The organism is Streptomyces sp. NPDC005808 (genome assembly GCF_042871385.1).
Lineage (GTDB): Bacteria > Actinomycetota > Actinomycetes > Streptomycetales > Streptomycetaceae > Streptomyces.
Genome location: NZ_JBIAIK010000012.1, coordinates 196,755 through 218,099 on the forward strand (window position 1 = coordinate 196,755; position 21,345 = coordinate 218,099).

13 protein-coding genes and 1 pseudogene are annotated in these 21,345 nt (G+C 67.2%); 5 read left to right on the forward strand and 9 right to left on the reverse strand.

Annotated features, from left to right (window positions below; translation table 11 throughout):
- Positions 1 to 5: 5 nt before the first annotated feature.
- The 6 genes from ccsB to hemL form a co-directional block, all read right to left on the reverse strand.
- Complete coding sequence (gene ccsB / locus ACFYPC_RS25850; RefSeq protein WP_388680520.1) at positions 6 to 1,100, reverse strand: c-type cytochrome biogenesis protein CcsB; 1,095 nt, start codon at positions 1,098 to 1,100, stop codon at positions 6 to 8.
- Positions 1,097 to 3,058: a cytochrome c biogenesis protein ResB gene (locus tag ACFYPC_RS25855; RefSeq protein WP_388680523.1), complete on the reverse strand. Its 1,962-nt coding sequence runs from the start codon at positions 3,056 to 3,058 to the stop codon at positions 1,097 to 1,099. The genes ccsB and ACFYPC_RS25855 overlap by 4 nt, the downstream gene beginning before the upstream one ends.
- 3 nt (positions 3,059 to 3,061) lie before the next feature.
- Positions 3,062 to 3,748: a cytochrome c biogenesis CcdA family protein gene (locus tag ACFYPC_RS25860; protein WP_388680688.1), complete on the reverse strand. Its 687-nt coding sequence runs from the start codon at positions 3,746 to 3,748 to the stop codon at positions 3,062 to 3,064.
- A gap of 171 nt (positions 3,749 to 3,919) precedes the next feature.
- Complete coding sequence (locus ACFYPC_RS25865) at positions 3,920 to 4,543, reverse strand: TlpA family protein disulfide reductase (protein ID WP_388680525.1); 624 nt, start codon at positions 4,541 to 4,543, stop codon at positions 3,920 to 3,922.
- A gap of 272 nt (positions 4,544 to 4,815) precedes the next feature.
- Positions 4,816 to 5,532 (reverse strand): histidine phosphatase family protein, encoded by a 717-nt coding sequence (locus ACFYPC_RS25870; RefSeq protein ID WP_388680528.1) that lies wholly within the window; start codon positions 5,530 to 5,532, stop codon positions 4,816 to 4,818.
- Complete coding sequence (gene hemL, locus ACFYPC_RS25875; RefSeq protein ID WP_388680531.1) at positions 5,529 to 6,848, reverse strand: glutamate-1-semialdehyde 2,1-aminomutase; 1,320 nt, start codon at positions 6,846 to 6,848, stop codon at positions 5,529 to 5,531. The genes ACFYPC_RS25870 and hemL overlap by 4 nt, the downstream gene beginning before the upstream one ends.
- Positions 6,849 to 7,432: 584 nt before the next feature.
- Here hemL and ACFYPC_RS25880 point away from each other — a divergent pair.
- The 5 genes and pseudogenes from ACFYPC_RS25880 to ACFYPC_RS25900 all read left to right on the forward strand — a co-directional run bounded on the left by ACFYPC_RS25880 (position 7,433) and on the right by ACFYPC_RS25900 (position 12,692).
- Positions 7,433 to 7,870, forward strand: coding sequence for a hypothetical protein (locus tag ACFYPC_RS25880; protein ID WP_365439446.1), 438 nt, complete (start codon positions 7,433 to 7,435; stop codon positions 7,868 to 7,870).
- A gap of 549 nt (positions 7,871 to 8,419) precedes the next feature.
- The gene (locus ACFYPC_RS25885) at positions 8,420 to 8,956 is read left to right on the forward strand and encodes a hypothetical protein (RefSeq protein WP_388680534.1); all 537 of its coding nucleotides are present in this window, start codon (positions 8,420 to 8,422) and stop codon (positions 8,954 to 8,956) included.
- 95 nt (positions 8,957 to 9,051) lie between these two features.
- Positions 9,052 to 9,461: pseudogene (locus ACFYPC_RS25890) on the forward strand (transposase); the annotation flags it as partial.
- A 1,278-nt stretch (positions 9,462 to 10,739) separates the two neighbouring features.
- Positions 10,740 to 12,272: a hypothetical protein gene (locus ACFYPC_RS25895; RefSeq protein ID WP_388680537.1), complete on the forward strand. Its 1,533-nt coding sequence runs from the start codon at positions 10,740 to 10,742 to the stop codon at positions 12,270 to 12,272.
- A 24-nt stretch (positions 12,273 to 12,296) separates the two neighbouring features.
- Entirely contained in the window at positions 12,297 to 12,692 is a 396-nt protein-coding gene (locus ACFYPC_RS25900) for a hypothetical protein (protein WP_388680538.1), read from the forward strand.
- 227 nt (positions 12,693 to 12,919) lie between these two features.
- Here the strand turns inward: ACFYPC_RS25900 and ACFYPC_RS25905 are convergent, their stop codons facing one another.
- From ACFYPC_RS25905 to ACFYPC_RS25915, 3 genes are all read right to left on the reverse strand, one after another.
- Positions 12,920 to 13,555: a YdcF family protein gene (locus tag ACFYPC_RS25905; protein ID WP_388680541.1), complete on the reverse strand. Its 636-nt coding sequence runs from the start codon at positions 13,553 to 13,555 to the stop codon at positions 12,920 to 12,922.
- A 210-nt stretch (positions 13,556 to 13,765) separates the two neighbouring features.
- Complete coding sequence (locus ACFYPC_RS25910; RefSeq protein ID WP_388680543.1) at positions 13,766 to 14,176, reverse strand: hypothetical protein; 411 nt, start codon at positions 14,174 to 14,176, stop codon at positions 13,766 to 13,768.
- A complete protein-coding gene (locus ACFYPC_RS25915; protein ID WP_388680546.1) occupies positions 14,177 to 20,890 on the reverse strand; it encodes an RHS repeat-associated core domain-containing protein in 6,714 nt (2,237 codons plus the stop codon). It abuts the gene before it with no gap.
- Positions 20,891 to 21,345 lie beyond the last annotated feature (455 nt).

Consider the following 21,345-nt stretch of genomic DNA (forward strand, 5'->3'; position numbering starts at 1 on the left):
GGGACTTACACGCCGGCGTACGAGTGCTTGCCGGTGACGAAGATGTTGACGCCGTAGTAGTTGAAGAGGAAGCAGGCGAAGGCGATCAGCGCGATGTACGCGGCCTTGCGGCCCTTCCAGCCGGCCGTGGCCCGGGCGTGGAGGTAGCAGGCGTAGGCGACCCAGGTGATGAACGCCCAGGTCTCCTTGGGGTCCCAGCCCCAGTAGCGGCCCCAGGCGTCGCCCGCCCAGATCGCGCCCGCGATGATCGTGAAGGTCCACAGCGGGAAGACGGCCGCGTTCACGCGGTAGGAGAACTTGTCGAGCGAGGCCGACGCGGGGAGCCGCTCCATGACGGAGGTCGCGAAACGGCCCGGTTTGCCACCGGTGGCCAGCTTGTTCTCGTAGCTGTCCTTGAAGAGGTACATCAGGGCGCCGACCGCGCCCACATAGAAGACGGCGCCACAGAGGATCGCGGTGGAGACGTGGATGTACAGCCAGTACGAGTGGAGCGCGGGAACCAATTGGTCACTGGCGGTGTACAAGACAGTGACGGCGAGACCGAGATCGAGGAGGACCGTGGTGACCAGCGGAAGGCCGAGCCAGCGGACGTTCTTCTTCAGCGCGAGCATCACCAGGTACACGGTGACGGCGACGGTGGAGAAGGTGATGTTGAACTCGTACATGTTGCCCCACGGCGCCCGCTCCACCGACAGAGCGCGGGCGAGGACCCCGGCCGTCTCGACGGCCCAGGCGACCACGGTGAGAGACACCGCGATACGTCCGTAGAGGTCGCCCTGTTCGTCCCCACCGTGCGCGCCGGGACCGTCGGGCACGTCACGGGCGCCGGCCGCGGACCGGGTGACGACCTGGGGCCGGTCGAGGACCGCGGTGCCGCCCGCCTGCTTCACCGTGACCGCGGGAACCCCCGCCTTCCGCGGGGAGGTCAGCGCGGCGGCCGTGCGGCCGACCTTGCTGCGGCTGCCGAAGATCCACTCGGCGATGTAGGTGAAGAAGGCCAGCGTGTAGACGGCCATCGCGGAGTAGATCAGCGTGTTGCTGATGTTGGCGAGGTGTTCGTTGGTGGCCGTGGCCAGAGTGGTGGCGGTGGCGAGAGTCATTGCTTCTCAGCCTTTCCGGCGGCAGGTACGGGGGGTTCGGCGTCGGGATCGGGAGCGGGAGCGAGGTCGGGATCGAGGTCGTCTGCGTCTTCGGCTTCGGCTGCGGCATCGGCTGCGGCATCGGCTGCGTCTGCGGCTTCGGCATCCGCATCGGCTTCGGCTTCGGCTTCGGCTTCGGCTTTGTGGGGCTTGGTGGGCGCCTGATCGTGCACGAGCGCGGCCAGGTCGCCGAGTTCCTCGGGGAGCTTCGTGGACTCGCTCCGGCCAAGGCCCGCCATCTCGACGACGGTGACACCGTCGGCGCCCCTGGTGGCCCGCACCCAGACACGGCGGCGCTGGATGAAGAGCGACCCGGCGAGACCGAAGATCGCGGTGAAGGCTCCGGCCAGCGCCCAGTCACTGCCGGGCTGCTGGGTGACCTGGAAGCCGGCCCACTCCTTGATGTCCTTCTCGAAGGTGATCGAGCCGGCGCCGTTCGGCAGCGTCATGGTCTCGCCCGGCGCCAGCCTCGACTTGAGGATCTCGCCCTTGGAGTCCTTGAACTGCTTCATCTGGGAGGTGTCCAGTTGGTACACGTTCTGCGGAAGGCCCGAGTCGACCCCCAGGCTGCCGTGGTAGCCGCTCAGCGCGAGCACGGGGTTCTTGAGCGCGGGAAACTGGGAGAACATGTCGCCCTCGCCGGCGCCCGCGAAGGTCGGCACGAAGAAGGCGGCGAAGCCGAGCTGCTCCTTCTCGCCCTTCGCGTTCCGGTAGCCGTCCATGACCTTGATCGCGCCCTGCGAGGTGACGTTCGAGTCGAGCGGCAGCATCGGCACGGGCTCGGAGTAGACGACCTTGCCCTTGCCGTCCCGGACGGTGACGACGGGCGCGTAGCCGTGGCTGACGAGGTAGACCTTCGAGTCGCCGATCTCCAGCGGCTCGTTGACCTTGACCGTGGTCTTCTGCTCCTTGCCCTCGGCGCCCACGCTGTAGGTGATGTCCGCCTGGTAGGTGCGAGGGGTGCCCTTGTTGGGGCCGGTCTCCTCGTATGTACCGGTGAACTTGTCCAGTTCGAAGCTGAACGGCGTGAGGTCGTCGGTGGAGAAGAGGTTGCCGGACTTGAAGTCGTCGTACGACAGGAGCGTGTTGGAGAAGCCGTCGCCCTCGACGATCAGTTTGTTGCCCTCGGACTTGAAGAGCTGGCCCCAGGCGAAGGCGACGAGCATCACGACCAGCGCGATATGGAAGAGCAGGTTGCCGGTCTCGCGCAGATAGCCCTTCTCTGCGGCGACGGCGTCCCCTGCGAGGTGCGCCCGGAAGCGCCGCTTCTTCAGCACCCCGAGGGCGACCTCACGGACCTGCTCCGGCTCGGCGTCGGTGCGCCAGGTGGCGTACGCGGGCAGCCGGTTCAGCCGCTTGGGCGCGCCCGGCGGGCGGCCGCGCAGCTGCCCGACGAACTGCCAGGTGCGCGGCACGATGCAGCCGATGAGCGAGACGAAGAGAAGGATGTAGATCGCCGAGAACCACACCGAGCTGTAGACGTGGAACAGCCCGAGCTTGTCGTAGACGGACCCGAGCAGGCTGTGTGCGTCCTTGAAGTCCTGCACCTTCACCGCGTCGGTCCCGGACTGCGGGATCAGCGAGCCGGGGATCGCCCCCAGCGACAGCATGAACAGCAGGAGCAGCGCGATCCGCATGGAGGTCAACTGCCGCCAGAACCAGCGGGCCCAGCCGAAGATCTCGCGCCCGGTCCAGGCCAGCCATCCGGCGGCACCCGCCTTGCGTACGCCGCCGAAGGAGCCGGGGACGACGGTGTCGACCGGGGCGGTGGAAAGCTGGGATCCGGCCGCGCCGAGTTCCCCGTCGGCGCTCACACCGACGTGCCGGCTGGCGGGCACCGGATCCGGCGCCTCATCGGTGTCCTGCGGGGCCTCGCCCGTGCCGTCGGTCGCCGTCTTGCCGGTGTCAGTGGTGCTCATCGATCAGATCCCTACCGTGAAGCCTTCGGACCAGACCTGCATCTGCTGTACGAGGCTGTCCCACGCGCCCGTCAGCAGGAGGAGGCCGGTCGCGATCATCATGCCGCCGCCGATGCGCATCACCCACGTGTAGTGGGCCTTGACCCAGCCGAAGGCGCCGAGCGCCTTGCGGAAGGCGACCGCGGCGAGGACGAAGGGCACGCCGAGGCCGGCGCAGTACGCGACGGTCAGTATGGCCCCCCGGCCGGCGCTCGCCTGTTCCATGGACAGCAGTTGCACGGAGGCGAGGGTCGGGCCGATGCAGGGGGTCCAGCCGATCCCGAAGAGCGCGCCGAGTACCGGAGCGCCCACCAGGCCGGCCACCGGCCGCTTGTGGAAACGGAATTCGCGCTGGGTGAGCCAGGGCATCATCCCCATGAAGAAGACACCCATGAGGATCATGAGGACGCCGAGCACTCTGCTCAGCGTGCCCGAGCTCTCGTAGAGGGTCGCGCCGAAGAAGCCGAACAACGCCCCGCCGGAGACGAACACGGCGGTGAAGCCGAGCACGAACAGACCCGCGCCCGCCGCCATCCGCCCCCGTCTGGCCTCCGCCAGGTCGGTGCCGCTGACCCCTGTGACGTACGACAGATAGCCGGGCACGAGCGGCAGTACGCACGGCGAGAAGAAGGAGACGAGTCCGCCGAGCATGGCGATCGGCAGGGCGAGCAGCAGAGCCCCGCTGTAGACCGTCTCGTTCTTGCCGGTCACCCCCTCGGCAAGCGTCGTGCCAAGGCCGGAGGACGCCCCGGGATGCGCGGACGCGGCGAGGTGCGCGGACGTCACGAGATCCGTGGAGGCGGCGAGAAGGGACACGTCAGGTCACTTCTCCGCGAGGACGGGAGCGAGCATCTCGCGCAGCTTGTCCTCGCTGAGGGCCTGCAGCGTGCGGGCGGCGATCTTCCCGTCCCTGTCGATGATGAGCGTGGAGGGGATCGCCTGCGGGTTCAGCGTGCCCTTCTTGAAGCGGAGCATCAGCTTGCCCGTGGGGTCGTACAGACTGGGGTACGTGATCCCCTGCTCCTCCTCGAAGGCCTTGGCCGGAGCGGTGCTGGGGTCACGGGTGTTGATGCCGACGAACTGCACGCCCTGGTCCGCGGTGTCCTTGGCGACCTTGACGAAGTTCGGCGCCTCGGCGCGGCACGGCGGGCACCAGGAGCCCCACACGTTGAGGACGACGACCTTGCCCTTGTAGTCGGCGACGTCGAGCTGCTTGCCGTCGACGGTCTCACCGGAAAGGTCGGGCGCGGCGGTCCGGTCACCCTTGGCGACGGTGGAGATGCCGTCCTCGCCGGCGACGAAGTTGGTGTTGCCCGAGCCGCCCGACGTACCCCCGGAACCACACGCGGACAGCGCGAGAGCCGCGACCGCGGCGCCCGCGGTCAGCAGGGCGGCACGACTGCGGGTGCGGTTCGAACGCTGGTCGGCGCGGCAGGCAGCACTCATGTGAAAAGTTTCGCATGTCCGTTCCGGGGATCTTGCGCGCCCCCCTTGCGGTCGGAAACCCGCATTTCAGGCGGCCTTTTCGGGCCCCTTGGAGGGCTGTGTCCCGACATCGCCGAGGAGTGCCTCCCAGCCGCCGGCCGGCCCCTGTCCCACCTCCGGCGTGGGGGGTGGGACAGGGTAGTCCGCGTGCGCCAGGCCGGGCAGTTGTCCGGGCAGTTGTCCTGGCAGTTGTCCTGGCAGTTGTCCTGGCTAGGCTCCCCCCGTACAGACACTCACGCGCCGAATGCCTTGTCCTGTCCCTTCACCGGCTTGGCGCCGGCGAGGAGATGGGCGGGGACGAGATCGCGGGCGGGCTCGGTGTAGCCCACGGAGACGATCTTGTCGCCGCGGTAGGTGAAGCTCGTCAGGGACGCCAGCGTGCACTGCCGCCTGCGCGGGTCGTGCCACAGCCGTCGCCGCTCCACGTAGGAGCGCACGATCCAGATGGGCAACTGGTGCGAGACGCACACCGCCTCATGCCCACGGGCCGCGTCCTTGGCGGCGTCCAGCGCCCCCATCATCCGTACGACCTGATCCACGTACGGCTCGCCCCAGGACGGCTTGAAGGGGTTCACGAGGTACTTCCAGTTGTCCGGCCGCCGCAGGGCACCGTCCCCGACGCCGAAGGTCTTGCCCTGGAAGATGTTCTCGGCCTCGATCAGCCGCCCGTCGGTCGACAGGTCGAGGCCGTGCGCCTTGGCGATGGGCGTCGCGGTCTCCTGCGCCCGCTCCAGCGGCGAGGCGACGACATGCGTGACGTCCCGCGACGAGAGGTGCTCGGCGACCCGGTCGGCCATCTGTCGCCCGAGTTCGGAGAGGTGGTAACCGGCCAGCCGCCCGTAAAGAACACCGTCCGGGTTGGCGACCTCACCGTGCCGCATCAGGTGTACGACGGTGATGTCGTCGGCGCCGCCGCCGAGGGTGCTGCCATTGCTGTTGTCGTAGCTCATGCCGCCGTGGCCTCCGCTGCTGCCCGTGCCGCCGCCGGAAGGGCGTCGGCGATCCGCTGAATCGCCCGGTCGTCGTGGGCGGTGGAGACGAACCAGGACTCGAACGACGAAGGCGGCAGATACACACCCTGCGCCAGCATCGACTGGAAGAACGCGGTGAACCGGAAGGACTCCTGCGCCTTCGCGTCCTCGTAGTCGCGCACCTCACGCCCGGTGAAGAAGACGGAGAACATGTTGGAGGCGTTCTGCAGCCGGTGGGCCACGCCCTCCTTGCCGAGCGCCTCCGTGACGAGGTCGCGGATCTGCTCGCTCACCGCGTCGATCTTCTCGTACGCGGCGTCGTCGAGCAGTCGCAGCTGCGCGAGCCCGGCGGCGGTGGCGACGGGGTTCCCGGACAGCGTGCCCGCCTGGTACACCGGGCCGGCGGGTGCCAGGTGACCCATGACATCGGCCCGCCCACCGAAGGCGGCGGCCGGGAAGCCACCGCCCATGACCTTGCCGAAGGTCATGAGGTCGGGCTTGACCCCGTCGATGCCGTACCAGCCGGCCCTGCTCGTGCGGAACCCGGTCATGACCTCGTCGGAGACGAAGAGCGCACCGTTCTTCGCGCAGGCATCTTTCAGTCCCTGATTGAACCCGGGCCGCGGCGGCACGACGCCCATGTTCCCGGGCGAGGCCTCGGTGATCACGCAGGCGATCTCACCGGGGTGCGCGTGGAAGGCGGCCTGCACGGCTTCGAGGTCGTTGTAGGGGAGGACGATGGTGTCGCCGGCCTGGGCCCCGGTGACGCCGGGGGTGTCGGGCAGCGCGAAGGTGGCCACTCCGCTCCCCGCCGCGGCGAGCAGCGAGTCGACGTGACCGTGGTAACACCCGGCGAACTTGATCACCTTGGCCCGCCGGGTGAACCCGCGCGCGAGACGGATGGCGGACATGGTCGCCTCGGTCCCGCTGGAGACCAGCCGGACCTGCTCGACGGGCTCGACACGGGCGACGATCTCCTCGGCCAGGGCGACCTCGCCCTCACCGGGCGTACCGAAGGACGTACCGCGGGAGACGGCGTCCTGGATCGCTGCGATGACGTCGGGCTGAGAATGCCCGAGAATCATCGGCCCCCAGGAACAGACGAGGTCGACATACTCCCTCCCGTCGGCGTCGGTGAGGTAGGGACCGTTACCGGACACCATGAACCGGGGCGTACCGCCCACGGCCCGGAACGCGCGCACAGGAGAGTTCACGCCACCTGGCGTGACAACGGCCGCACGGTCGAACAGCGACTGCGAGACTGGGGCTTCATAGGGATAAGGCAGTTCGGTCATGACCTGCGACGTCTCCGACTCCGGGGGGCTAGTGACCTACTCAGGGTAGGCCAGCGTCCTCCGGCCGCCGCGGGCACGAGAGCACGCCGCCGCCGGCACGCCATGGACACCTGAGCAGAGGTGCCGTGAACGCGGGCGCCCCTTGCCACGTACGGAAGATCCCAGCCATTGCACAGTCGGCGGGTCCATGCTCGGTACGACAAACGGGCTACGGCCTCCGGCCATCTGCGAAACTGGGGCCTGGTACGGACAGCTCACATGAACGATGGTGTTCAGAGGCCGCGAAGATCCTGCGGACAGGTGTTTCAGCGCACGTTTCGGCGTGCGGCCGTGGGGGAGGTCACTGTCACGATGATCGGGTTGCGTGACGGGGGTCGCGCGCCTTACAAAAGCAGTCGGGTGGAGATATGCATCGCGGTGGCGGACTGGGCGAGGGGACCGATGACCTCGGCCCTCGGCGTGCCCACGGGGGGAAGCACCGACGCGAGGCGGACGAAGCAGCCGGGGCCAGAGCCGGAGGGGAGCCCGAGCGTGCCGCCCGCAGGATCGAGCGGCTGGCGGCAGGGAGCGGGAATGGTGGCCGGGTGGGGGTGACCTACAAATACTTCGGCGCGCCCGACGGCGCGACGGCAGCCCGCGTCCCGATCTCCATGCGCCCTGAGGAACTCGGCGGCGACGAACTCGGGATGAACGGCATGTTCACCAAGATCAAGCCGGAAACCATGGCCGCCATGGTCCTCACCGGTATAGAAGGCGTCCCCCTCCACAAGGTCCCCCCGCTCGAACTCGTCGTCCTCCACCCCGACTACGCCGTCGTCAAACTCCCCATGACCGTCGTCGACCCCCTCCGCGGCATAGGCGAGGAGCAGGTCGGCGCGGCCGCCTTCATCTGGTCGACAGTCCCGGACCGGGGCGGGCCGCGTGACGCGTTCAATGTGTACCAACTGCTGCACGAGTGGCAGGACTTCAGCCATCGGTTGCATGAGGCGGGGCATCAGCCTTATTGCCTTGTCTGGCCTTGAGCTGGGGTTTCGTGGGATTCGGGCGGGGTCTTCGGGCCTCGCCTTTTTCATGTCCTCGGAGGGGCCGTCAGGCGGCCAGGGCGCATTGAGGGCATGTTGATTTCGCTGGGGCGATGATGTGCCCTGGGTGGCGGGGTGGGTCGCCGTTGCTTTCCGCCTCGGCTTCCGTGAAGGCGTCGCCAGTGGGCGCCTTGTCCGCGATCGCCCTGGCCCGGGCCGTCCACCCTCCGCATCGTGGTCCGCCAGTAGTCCGCTTTCCAATACCAGGAGGCCGACGGCAAGCGCCAGGAAGATCCCGTCCGCCGCCGCCTCCAACATCGAGCAGTTCGTCGACCTGCTCAGCCACATCGATGGCGTGCTCGTCGAGGTCGTGCACTTCCCCTCTGGAAACGTGCGCGGGATACAAAATCGCCGTCGCGGACGACGCCAAGGGCCCGTCTGAGCTTGTTCGTTAACCTCCGTCAGGCCCTGGCAGGGTGGGCGACGGGCCAGAGCGTGAGTGGTCGAATCGGGATGCGCCGATCTGCGGGACAGTTGCATACTCGGCGCATGGCCTTGCTCTCCGGTCGGTTCCGGGATCCGCGCAGTACCGAGTACGACTTCATCAGCTTGATCATCGTGCGGTGTCCTGGTTGCGAAAGGGCCGCTCGTGCCGTTCCAGCGCCCGAAGACTCCAATCCCGGAGGTCCGATCCTGTTCAGGCCACGACGTCTGGTCTGCCGTGGCTGCGGACTGTCACGGATGTGGAGCGGCCGTCTTGTCACGCTCTCCCGTGGCACAGCTCAACCCGCGACTGATCCGTACTTCGGTATGCCATTGTGGTTCCAGGTTGAGACCCGGCATGGGTGGTTGTGGGCATACAGCCTCGAACATCTCGACCTGATCCGCCGTTTCGTAGGAGCATCACTGCGAGAACGAGCACCCTGGTACGACACCGGCCAAAAGATGACCTTGGTGGCCCGCCTTCCGGCATGGATCAAGCGAGCGAAGAACCGAGACGAGATCCTGCGTGCCGTCAGCCGGATCCACGCCTCACTGGCTGCCGCCGGACCGGTTTACCCGCTTCCGAACGGCACTCGAACTTGATCTCTGGTTGTGCTGTTCAGCGGACGCGCGAGAGGCCTCCGCCCGATCATGCGCTCCGACCAAAGATTCGCTTGGCCAGTTCGAAGGCCGCGAGGGTGAGTCTGCTGCCTGATGCTGTTCCGGCCAAGGCGTTCGCGAACGCCTCACGCTTTCGGGACGACCTTTTCGACTGTCTGACCACGCGTATGGACAAACTGTTCGAGCTGGTAGACGCGTTGCCATGTGCGGACGGCCGGGGACCTCGCCGATGGACCTCACGCTGGCGGCTGAGCATCGGCGCGGGCACGACGCGATGTACGCCGCGCTGAACAGCAGGAACGTCGATGTGCCGCGGCTGCGGCAGGTACTGGCTGGGCTGCCGCAGCCCAAGGCCACTGACGGGCGCCTGGTCCTGGCGGTGGATGTCACCCATTGGCTCCGGCCGGACGCGCCGACCAGTGCGAACCGCTTGTCCTGTCATGTCTGCGGCCGTAGCGGACGCTCGTCGGACCAGTTCGTGCCCGGATAGCCCTACTCGTTCGTCGCCGCGCCGGAGTCGCGGAGGACCTCGTAGTGAAGCTTCCCCAAGATCCAAAAACGCCTGGAAAGCCTGGTCCTCAGCCCACCGACCAGTCGGGCAGGCCGGTGCCCGACCCTTGGCACCAGGCCAATGCCACCGCAACCGCACGCATCCCCACCAACCCGACGACCAAGTCTCCCAAGCTCACATAGCTGCCTTCGGCGAAGCCCTCGACGCCCTCCCCCTCGTCACACTCCAGGCCGTGCTCCTCCAACTCCTAGAGCCAGCAACCGCGTTCGAGCGCGCTAACCGCTCCCGAATCCACGTCGAGCACCACTACGCCCTGCGCAGCGCCGTACGAGCTATGCTCCGCGAGCCCGCCCTCAAGGAGGGCGCCGGCCCTGGCGATGTTTGTCGACGCCGCGAGCCTCCTCGTCATCGCCGCCGCCCGCTGGCACCAACTCCGCCACCACGACCAGCAAGTCGCCGCCGCCCACCAGCCGCCCACCAGCCGCTGACCCACGTCCAAACCGCCTACGACCACCGCCACACCACTGGCTGCCCTCGCCCAGCGCCGACCGCTGCAGCAGACCATGGACCGGCACATCCGCCACCTGCGCCAGGCTGTTCCCGACCATGTCGAGCTGGTCGTCGAAGACCGCGCCTTTGGCGCGCTCACCAGCCCCCGCCGAGGCCGAGGCAGCAGGCCACGATCCTGAGCGGCTCCTCCAGCAGGCCGCCGACCAGCGTGCCTTGGACGACGCCGACTCCCTTGCACGAGTCCTGGCCTGGCGCATCCGACGCCTCAGCGTACGGCTGGCACCCGGCGCACGAGCCCGAGCAGCACAGGCTCGCAGGCGGCCGTACGGCACACCGGTGCTTCGGTTCCGATGACAGCAGCCGCCCCAGCCACACAGCAGCCGGCCCAAGCACAACCGCGCTCTCAGTGACGTCCGGCGTTTAGGTTCTGCCGGAAAGCCACCTGCGCCGCCGGTAACCGCGCGGCATGGAGGCGCCTTTCGGTCATTGTTCGATTCGAATGCCGCCATGGGTTCCTTATACCGTTTTGCGACATGGCGGCGCGTGCCATGCGCGAGGACGATACACCTCTGCGTCTGCCGTATTCAGATGTCGCGGTGGGGCATCGGAGACACGGGGGTGGGGGACTTGTCCTACGCGGAGCATCAATCTGTCTTTTCGGCACCAGCGGTGCCGTTGGGGACTGCGACTGATGCGCGGGAAGTGATCAAGCATGGGGTCTATACCGAGGGGGTCACCCGTCGGTTGAGCGCTGCGGCCTTCGCCCGTACGGACTGGCTGGCCGAGTTGCGCGCCGAACTGGCCCGGCTGTGGAAGGAGTTGAAGGCAGCCTTACGGAAGCGGTTTCGGTGGCTCTTTCCTCTCAAGGAGGCGGAGAAGGCACCCGGTTCCTCCGAGCCGGTACCGCCGTCGGTCGTGGTGGGTGAGGACTACGCGGTCTGGGTTCGGCGGAGGATCAAGAAGTCGAAGCGGCCGGTGCCGGTGTACGGCTTCCACCAGGAGCCAGTGGTGGAAGCCTCGGACCGCGCCATACGCCATATGCGGAAACGGCGATGTGCCGTCGCTGCCGTGGTCGCGGTTGTCGTCTGGCAGGCCATCGCTGGCAGTCTGACGGTGGGATGGGCCGCCCTCACCCTGGTTGTCGGGGTGTGGGGCGTGTACCTCGTCGAGCGCTACCTGGCACAGACACGCCTCAACGCCATGTTGGCCGGTGAGCTGCACGCGACTCCGACAGCCGTCCAGGCCCATGCCCTGCCGTATCTCCGCGAGCGCCGCGACAGCGGCGACCGGGACCGCTTTCTCGGAGCGGGTCTTCAGGCATGGCCGCCTGCGGTCATCGGCATCGACGTCGAACCGGCCCCGGAGAACCAGGATGCGGGAGACGACGACACCGGGCTGCCATCGGGACTCGGTTCGCCGGCACAACGCCAAGGCCAGCCCGACATGGCCGAGGTGGCAAAAGCGGTTCTGGATGCCCTGTCTCAGCACAACAAGCCGGTGGCCCGCAAGCCGCTGAAGCACTTCACCGTGGCCCAGCTGCACACCCATGTCGCGCGCCGCCTGGACGACCCGGCACCCGCCCATCACCGCGATCACCCCATCCCGCGCATGGAGGTCATCGGCATCGCCGGCATCCACTACAAGCGCTGGGATCAGATCGACGACGACGCCTGGCGCACCCTGCACGCCCTCGCCGAAGACAACATCGGCGACAAGCCCGCCGAGGAGATCGCCCGCCGCTACATCTGGGCCCGGGTCACCGCCTGGAACGGCGATCTCATCGCCGCCGTCCTGGTTCACCTCGCCTACCAGGGCGGCTTTCTGCGCGTCACGGTCCGGCCGCACATCATGTGCCCGCTCAACCCGAAGGTCGCCGGTCTCAAGCCTGCCGACCCGCGCAGCCTGAGATGGCTCGGCCGCACCGCGTTCAACGCTCTCGGCGACATCTACATCGGCCTCGACCGGCTCGTACGCCGCACGGCCCGCACGCGCCCCGAACTCGATCCGGGCAGTGGACCGGTCAGTCTCCGCGAGGTCTACAGCGTGCGCTGGATCGAGGACATGCATACCAATGACGACGCCCGCTACTACGTGCAGATGATGCAGCGCCGCGTCTTCGACTCCACCGAGATCTTCCTGCGCGACCACAACGTCGACATCGCCGCCTACCAGCAACAGGCCACCGCGATCTACAACTTCGGCGTCATGAACGGCGGCACCATGGCCGGCCCCGTACAGGCCACGCCGTTCTCCAACAATCCCGCCATGACCAACTGACCCGCACCCCACCAGGAGCCCCACATGGCCATCCGCCGCCAGCCCGACCCTGCCCCCAACGGACCCAACTTCGGCATCATCAACACCGGCAAGATGATCGGACCAGCCCAAGCCGCGGCGTTCTCCCAGAACGTCAGTCAGACCAACAACATCACCAACGAAGCCGTGGACAAGGCCCGCGAGAGCATCGACGACCTTCGACGGCGTCTGGAAGAACTACGCGGCCAATACCCCGAGGTGGACGCTGCCCTGCGCGACCTCGCCATGATCACCTCGCGCCTGGACGAACCCGACCGCGACCCCGGCACGCTGCGCTACATGCTCCAGAACCTCGTCGAGCGCTGCGGCGGATTCCCCAACCTCCTGGCCGCAGCCCAACTCGTCCAGTCCACCGTCATGGCACTACTGCCCGGATCCTGAACCCCGGCTGCGATTACCGAGCGAGCCAAGGCTCCAGCCAGGTCCAGGGCTTCCTCCAGGCGAGGTCGGCCAATCGCTCGGACCGGCCTTGGCGGGTCTGGGTGGCACTGCTTTCAAGCACCTCACCGGTCCAGCCGAGACCGGTAGGCAGGGCGACGGTCGATGTCCTCGCAAGGTCCGCCACACGGTCCGTGTCCTCGAACCGATCGAGGACCAAGTCCAAGACCTCACGGACGACAGGCCAGGCTGCGGCCGAAATACTGGTGAACGAGGAGACTGACTGCTCGGCGGGACCTGTGCGACTCAACGAGCAACGCCTGGTTGACGAGCGTCGGGCGTCCGTTGGGCAGGTGCGTGGGAGCGTGGCCACTGTCGCTTCCTCGGGTCGTCGAGGGCCGCGAGTCGATTGCGACGACGAGCATCTCGTCGCCGATCAACTTGATGTAGTCGTCCAACTCCAGCGGCTCGGAGATCAGCAGCAGCGACTCCACCTCCATGCTCGCCTCGGCCATCAGCTCACGGGAGAAGGTGATGTTCTGTCCAGTGTTCGCCGCCTTCGGCTCGACCAGGATCGCCTCGTCCGGCACACCCAGGCTCAGCGCATGTTCGCGGTAGTGGACAGCCTCGCCGCGCGGGAACCGGGCGCGGGTGGTGGGGCTGTTGCCACCGCTGAACACGGCGACGGGGAACAGGCCCGCGCGGTAGAGGTCGGCGACCGTGGTGGCCACGCCCAGATCGTGGCTGCCCGGGCCGATCGCCGCCGCGCAGGGACGCACCGCGTGGCCCATCTGGTGGTAATTCCAGATCAACGTAGCGTCGTGGAACTGCTCGTCGGTGATCTGACGCTGCTGGTGTTCCGGCACTGCACTACCTGACTCATACCTGCTGGCCCTTTTGGATGCCCTCGATGCTGCGCACTTGGTACAGAACCCGTCCGCTGACGTCGCCGTCAGCTACCGCCGTCAGACATCCCAGCGGCCCACCGGAAACAGATCCGGTGGGCCGCTGGATAATGCATGGAACCCTAAATAACTCCGCTTCAAGGCCAGTTGCACCCAGCCGCTTCATGACACCTACACTGCGTCGCTGTCGATGGCGACAACCAGCGATCCTGACCCTTCGGCCAGATAGTCATGTCCCGGAAAATAGTCCACATGGAGGTGGTCGCCCTGATCCGCCTCCAAAGCGAATCTTTCGATGTTCTCGGCAAGGAGAGAGAGGGATTCCAGACTGCCTTCTACGTCCAGAGACTCACCGCCCCCGGAAGAAGAAATCCCAACCTTCCCACTCGCTTGGCGAACCTCGATGCGCAACAACGATCTACTGTAAGGGAATGGACTCGATACCTTCGCGAGGAGGGTTTTCCCCTCGCCGCTCCGCAGCTTTCGACCCAGGGCCAGCAGTTCGGAGCGGGTTCCAGACAGCTCCAATTCCCCCATCGAGTCGTCGCGCAACACTTTCATCATTACGTCTCCGTCAGTCACCTATGGCCAGTAGTCGCCCGACCGGATAGTGGATGGATCTATACCGGTGTGCGGATCCTTGAGCGGGCCACTAGTAACCGTCTTCCCATTGATCTGAGTTTCCAGATTCAGGTGCGGTCCCAGTTTCTGGACGTGAGCACTATTGGGGTTCACATCGAACCGTGCAATCTTCCTGACCGCGTTCCCAGACTCATCGGTCGTCACACTCATGAACTGAACTCCGCCGCTACCGGATCGCACTACCGTTGCATTGTCACCAACGTGCGCCACGGCACGATTAACGGCCTCATCCATCGAAATAGTGCAGTTATGGACCAAGACCGGCGTGGCCCCGGCCAGCACATAGTACGTATGGAGAGTGCCGACGGTGAGGTCATATGTGGTCTGGTGCTGGTGGAAGTTGTGGATTTCGACCACCGTGACGGTGGTGCCGTCCGGCTGACGGAGTTGGGTGCCAGGGGCGAGGTCGCGGGCGTCCGTCCAGCGGTGGTGGGTGGCGTCCCAGAAGGGGTGGTGCCAGGTAGTGGTGAGGGTCTGGGCGTCGGTCTTCGTGTGCTGGGGTGGGCCACGGACCGGGGCCGTGTCCAGGGTCAGGGTGGTGAAGTCCTTGTCCGTCGTGGTGACGATGACGTTCTGGACCTTCTCCGGGGCTGTGACGCCCGTCTGCGGGTCTGTCGCCAGGACCGTGTCGCCGATCTTGATCTTGCTGATCGGTTTGGACGAGCCGTCCGCCAGGCGGACACCGGTACCCGGTACGAAGCTGTGCGTCGCACAGCTCGCCGCGTCGGCCCCCGCGCTCTCCGCCTCCCGGGCCTCCGCAACAGCGTGTTCCGCCTTCACCGCGTCCTCAGCCAGCTTCGCGGCTTCCTCCGCGTCCTTCACCGCTGTGTAGGCGCGGTCGAGGGAGCGCCAGACCTTGAAGGCTTCGACGCCGACCTTGATGGCTTTGAAGACCTTGCCCCAGGGGACCGCTGTCAGCGCTGTGTTGATACAGCCCATGACGTCGCCCTTGGTGAAGCAGTTGTAGGCGTCGGTCAGGCCGAGGACGTCCGCGACCAGACTGAGCAGTTGGTGCTGGAGGCCGGATGCCTGCTTCTTCGCTGCGGTAGCGGCGGCGTCCGCGGTTGCTTTGGCGCGCTGTACGGCTTTGGCCTCGGCCTGCGGGTCGTAGGTCTGCTTGCTGATGTTGCCGCCGGCGGCGCCGAGCGTGTGGCCGTCGGAGCAGCGGCCCTGGTGGCAGACCGAGGTGTTGGAACCACCGGGATCGACCGGGCCGGTCGTGACGTACCGGGTCGGGTTGCTCTTGCTGGTGCCGGTGCCGCCGATGGGGTAGCCGATGCCGCACTGGTCGGCCATGCACAGGCCCGACGGGTCGGACTCGGTGACCGGGGAGTCGCCCGCGTAGTCGTAGGCGTTCCAGGTCTGCGGGGAGCCTGGGTCGAGTAGCGGGTCGGGGCTGAGGAAGCGGCCGATGGACGGGTCGTACTCGCGGGCGCCGAGGTTGGTCAGACCCGTGTTGTCGTCCTGGGTGCCGCCGACGTAGCCCTGTTGCCCGATCCACGTGCCGGTCTGGTCGCGTGTTTCGCCGAAGGGTTTGTACTGGCGGCGCGTGACCTGCTGGGTCTGGGAGTCGATCTCCAGCGTGCCGGTGCCCTGGCGGTCGGGGATCAGATAGGTGAACTTGCCGTCGGAGGAGTGGGCGGCCACGGTCTGGCCGGCGATGAAGATGTAGCGCACGCCGTCGGCGCTGGTGGCGCCGGTCTTGAGGGTGATCTCCTCGTCGCCCGTGTAGAGGGTGGCACCAGCGGGGCTACGCCGGATCAGCAAGCCGCCGTCGGCGTCGTACAGGTACTTCGTGTCGCCGCTGGAACCGGTCGAGGCCAGCTCGGAGAGGCCGCCCTCGTCGTTGTAGGTGAGGGTGTCCGTGCCCGCGCGGGTGGTGCGGGTGAGGACGTTGCCGTCCTGGTCGTAGGTGTAGGCCTTGGTGGTGTTGGCCGTCGAGTCGGCCGGCACCACGGTGTCCACCGTCGACACCGCGTGGGCGGGGCCCTTGCCCGCCGCGAACGGGGTGTAGGAGGCCGTCGCGTCGTGCGAGGTGTCGCCCGCGGTGTTGTGGTCCACCTGGGAGGAACGGGCTCCGGTTGCGTCGTAGGACCAGGACTGCCAGTACGGCGACGGGCCGCCCACCGTGCTGGAGGCTCCGGATGCGGGAGTTGCCGCACAGTCGTCCGTGGCCGTCCACGCGTCCTTCAGGCGCTGTGCCCAGTCGTAGTCGAAGCACTGGGTGTCGGTCGAGCCGGTCTCCAGCTTGTCGGTGATCTTCGTGACGTTGCCGGAGGGCTGGTAGGCGTAGCTGGTCTTGTCGGCGATCGCGGCACCGGACTGGGTGATGGTGGTCGAGTCCGTCAGGCGGTGGGTCTGGTCGTCGTAGTTCAGCGTCTGCTGGGCGAAGTTGCCCGAGGTGCCGTAGGTGAGCTGGTACGGCTCGTCGAACTCCGTGTAGCTGAGTTTGTCGACGTAGTCCCAGCTGTTCGTGGTGCCGCCGACAGAGGTGGGGCGGCCGTAGGCGTCGTAGTTGTAGGAGACGGTCTCCTGTGGCAGCTTGACGGCAGTCGGGTCCTGGTCGGTGTAACTCCTCAGCGTTCCGGTGAGGTTGTACGTGTTCTGGTGGATGTAGTTGCCGGCCAGGGCGCCTTCGGCGGCGGGCACCACGAGTTCGCCGGCCTGTGCCCAGCCGTGACTGTCGTAGCCGAGGACCTTGTCCGTGTACGCGGAGCCGCCGGTACCGCCGACGTAGCGGATGGACGCGGTGGGCTTGCCCTTCTTCAGGGTGTCGTACGTCCACGCGGCCAGTTCGTTCGTGGTCGACTGCGCGGCGCCGCCCGTGGTGTCGAACTCGGCCTTCTTGCGGCCCATTTCGTCGTACGTGTAGCTGATGGTCTTGCCGCGGGCGTCGGTCGTGGTCAGCTGTTGGCCGGCATTGTCGTACGTCGAACTGGAGGAACCGGTGTCGGGGTCGGTCTGCGAGGTGCGGCGGCCGAGAAGGTCATAGCCGCTGGACCAGGTGTGGCCCTGCCCGTCGTCCTGGCCGATCTGGTGGCCGTCCCCGTCGTAGGAGTAGGTGACGGTGTCGGCGGCACCGGTGGCTGTGGTGCCGTGATAGCGCACCAGTTTGACGAGTTGGTCGCGGGCGTCGGTGTACGTGGTGGTGGGTGTGGCACCGACGGGCGTGGTGCCGGCGGACGGGGTGACGTCGACGCGGTCGGCGCCGGGGTAGGCGGTGGTGGTGCGCCAGGTCTCGGAGGCGAAGTGGTAGGCGACCGAGGCGGTCACCCGGCCCGCTCCGTCGTAGAACGTGCCTGTCTGGGAGGGCGTCTGGTTGTCGGGCGCGTCGACCAGGGTGCCGGATGGGGCGCCGCTGTTGTAGTACGCGTCGGAGGAACTGACCGCCCAGCCGTGCGAGTCGTACACAGTGTCGGTGATCGTCCGGCCGCCGTCGACGGTCGCCGTCTGTGTCTCGCGCGGCCGCAGCATCGCGTCGTAGATCGAAATGGAGGTGCGGTAGGCGTTGTCGTCGTCGAGGGTCTGCGTGGTGACCGTGGACGGTACTGACGGCGAGAGGTTGTAGCTGTACTTGGTGTTGGGGTTGTTGTCGGTGGGGAAGCCCGGGCTCCACACCGCGCTCAGGCGGCCCAGCGGGTCGTAGGTGCTGGTGGTGGAGTAGCCTGCCGCGTCCGTGGTCCTCAGATCCAGGCCGCGGACAGGGTCCAGCGTCGTCGTGGAGGCGAAGCCCGCGGTCTGGCCTGTGACCTTCGGCTGGGTGACCGTGACGGAGGTCGGGTTGGTTCCGGTCGCCGGAGTGTAGGCGGTGCTCGTGACACGGCCGTCGGCGTCGGTCTCGGTGAGTTCGCGGCCGTAGGAGTCGTAGGTGTTCTTCAGCGCCGTGATGTAGTGCGGGGTGCCGTCGTCGGCGACCGAGTCGGCCTTCTGGACCATCGTGACATCGCCCTTGGTGGGCGTGGCGGTGTTGTCCGTGGAGCCGTCGAAGAAGGTGAGGTCGTCGCTGAGCAGGTCGTGCGGGTACTTCGGGGTGGCGGAGCAGGAGACGGCGACCTCCTGGACGCGGCGCGGGATCGGCAGCAGGTTGCCGGAGGCGTCTGTCGCGTACCAGGTGCGGGTGCACTTGTCGTCAGTTGATGTCGCGATGTCGCCCTGGTCGTCCACGGCCATGGGCAGACCGGTGGCACCGTCGATCGCGTAGTCGATCTCCGTGGTGCGCTTGGTGCCGTCCGCCTTGGTGGTGACGGTGCGCGCCCGCTGGATGTTGGTGCGGCGGGCGACGAGCGGGTCCAGGCCGGCCTTCGTACGGGTCTGGGTGGCCGTCGCCGCCGAGCTCCAGGGGTCGGTGACGCCGTCCGAGAGCAGCGCGCCGCCGCCACCGTTGTAGGACTGTGCTTCGAAGGTCTGGCCGGCCAGCCAGTCGGAGTCCTTCTGCGGATCGTCGTTGGCGGTGTCGTTGAGGGTGACGCTGCGGGTGCCGGTGGAGGTCTTGTCGCCGTCCATGCCGCGGAAGAACGTCTCCCGGGACAGCGTGATCTGCGCGGGCGCCGTGCCGGTGCGGGTCTCGACCGTGCCGTAGCCGCGCCACTGGTTCCAGGTGCGGTACTTGGCCTGGGTCAGCGGGTCGTCGTTGTAGTGCCAGGCCGGGTCACCGACGTAGTTGTACGAGGTCTGGACGGGTAGGCCACCGGCGGTGGGGTCCTGTGTCGTCACGGAGTTGACGAGAAACTTGTTGAACCAGTCCAGCTGTGGCGAGGTCTGGCCAGGCGGTGTCCAGTACTGCGGATAGCAGCGGTAGGTGTTGTTGTCCTCGCTGGACGGCAGGACCGGGGTGCCCGTGCGATGGCATTGAGGGCTGGTGTAGTTGACGGTGATCACCTCGCCGGACTCGGTGGTGACCGTGGTCATCCGATAGCGGGTGATGGGTTGGTAGCCGTCGAGGCCGTCCACGCGGTTGGCCAGTGCCTGGCCGGCGAACTTCACCGGCGGCAGGGCGAGGCTTCCGCCGTCCTTGCCGGTGTGCACGATCTGGCTCAGCCACAGCGACGGAGTGGTGGTGTCCCCGGTCGACGGGAAGGTGTGGGTCAGTGTCCAGGCGTCGACATCCTGATAGGCCGTGCCGACGAGAGCCTGGGTACGGATGCCCGTCAGACGCTTGGTGGTGAAGAAGGCTGGGCCGTGGTTGTTGCACGTGCCCGTGGAGACGCAGGTCTGGTCGACGGGAACGTCCGGCCAGTGCGAGGCGTTGGCCGTCGTCATCTTCGACGTGGCGCAGTCGAAACTGGAGTCGGCCAGGCAGCGTTCGGAGGTGTCGAAGAAGACCTGGGCAGCGGCCGGGGCGGTGCTGTCGTAGACCTTGCCGGCCAACTGCCCGTACTGGATCTTGGCGAGGTAGCCGCCGCGCGCGTACGCGGTCGGGGTGGTGGCGTTGTCCCGGCCGTAGTAGCCGGTCTCCGGCGTGTACCAGTAGCTGATCGCGTTGCCGTGCGGGTCGACGGTGTAGTCGAGGTTCCAGCGGTAGCCCTGCTGGCACCAGGAGTCGGCGAAGGTCGCGGCGTGGCACGGCTCGTTGGCGTCGTTGCCGTAGACGGGCGTGGTGAACACCGAGTTGGTGGTCGCGTTGCCCGTGGCCCAGCCGGGCAGCCGGTTCCTGCCGAAGTAGTACTGCGTGCCGTCGGCGGTGGTGACGACGAAGTACTCGTTGTCGTTGTCGCCGTTGACCGTGTCGGTCTTGACCTCGATCTTCTCGCCGCTGTCGTTCTGCGGGTGCCAGGTGTCGGTGGTGTCGTCATGCACCAACGTGTTGGAAGAGCCGTTCAGCGACAGAGTGAGCGAGTCGACGTCGTCCGACCAGCACTCGTCCGAGGTCTTGGGGGAGCCGCCCGCCGTGTCGTCGGAGCAGGAGGCGTAGCTGCGCTCGACGAAGCCGGGCGAGTAGTCCCAGCCGTCGCCGATCCAGGAGGACTGGGCGTTCGTCGAGGAGGTGCGCCCGTCCACGGTCTGCGAGCTGTAGTCGAGGGACACGCTCGGGGCGAGGCTGCCGGGGACGTCGGGCACCGAGATGGGGTACGAGTAGCTGAAGGCGCCGGTCGAGCCGCCGGCCGTCCACTGGCCGGACGGGGCCAGGGAGGTCGCCGCATAGCTGCCGCCTCCGCCCGCGGCGGCCGCCACGGCCGCGAGCACCATCGGCTGCGCCGTGGTGGTGGACAGCGGCACCTCGGCTGACACCGTCTGGGCCTTGGCGTCGTTGGTAGAGGTCAGCGGGGTCTGCTTGCGGCAGGCGGCTGCTTGCGGGGTGGTCAGCGCACAGGACGGCAGTTGGACGAGGCGCAGTCGGCCGGCCCAGTCGCCGCCGTAGGCGTCCCTGAACGCCGAGTAGTCGAGGCCCACTTGGGCGGTACCGCCCGAAGTGGCGCTGTCCGGCTGGACGGTGAGAACGACTCCGTTCAGAGAGAGCTTCTCTGCGGCCGTCTGCCCCGGCAGCGACACATGGAGGCGGGTGCCCGTACTAGCCCGGTGCGGGCCCTGCGCCGCCGCAATCGTCACCGGGACACCGGCAGCCCGCGTTGCGGCGCTGTGTGCGGGAACCGCCACGTCGGCCGCGCCCTTGGCGGGCCAGGTCTTGTGGGCCTGGGCGGTGCTCCAGCGCGCCATCTGCGTCGCCTTCGCGGCCTTGCCCTTGACCGGTGAGACGGGAACCGACGGTTCCGTCTTCCCCTTTACGAGGTAATTCGCGTGCTGTCCGGACGCGAGCGCATCCGTGGGCGCGATAAGCCCAACGAACAGGCCGATCACAGCGATTGCGGTGATCCACAAAGTAGGCGCCCTGCGCATCCGCACGGCCCTTCTGTAAATCCGCAAACGTGAATTGCGACGCACTCCGGCCCCCCATTCCAGCACCACTGTCGAGGGGCTATTGGATCAGGTCAAAGAGCCCTCTCACAATCCCTTCACATGGCCAAAAGGTATAGAGATCGCCATACATGGCTCTCTGTTCGACCAAAACTAGAGGCCAAATGCATCAACTTCCCAACGAATAGGGTTGATTGCTCAACAATGGCCTCAACTAGTCCACCAGGCAATAATTTCACACGTCATCTACACCTCAG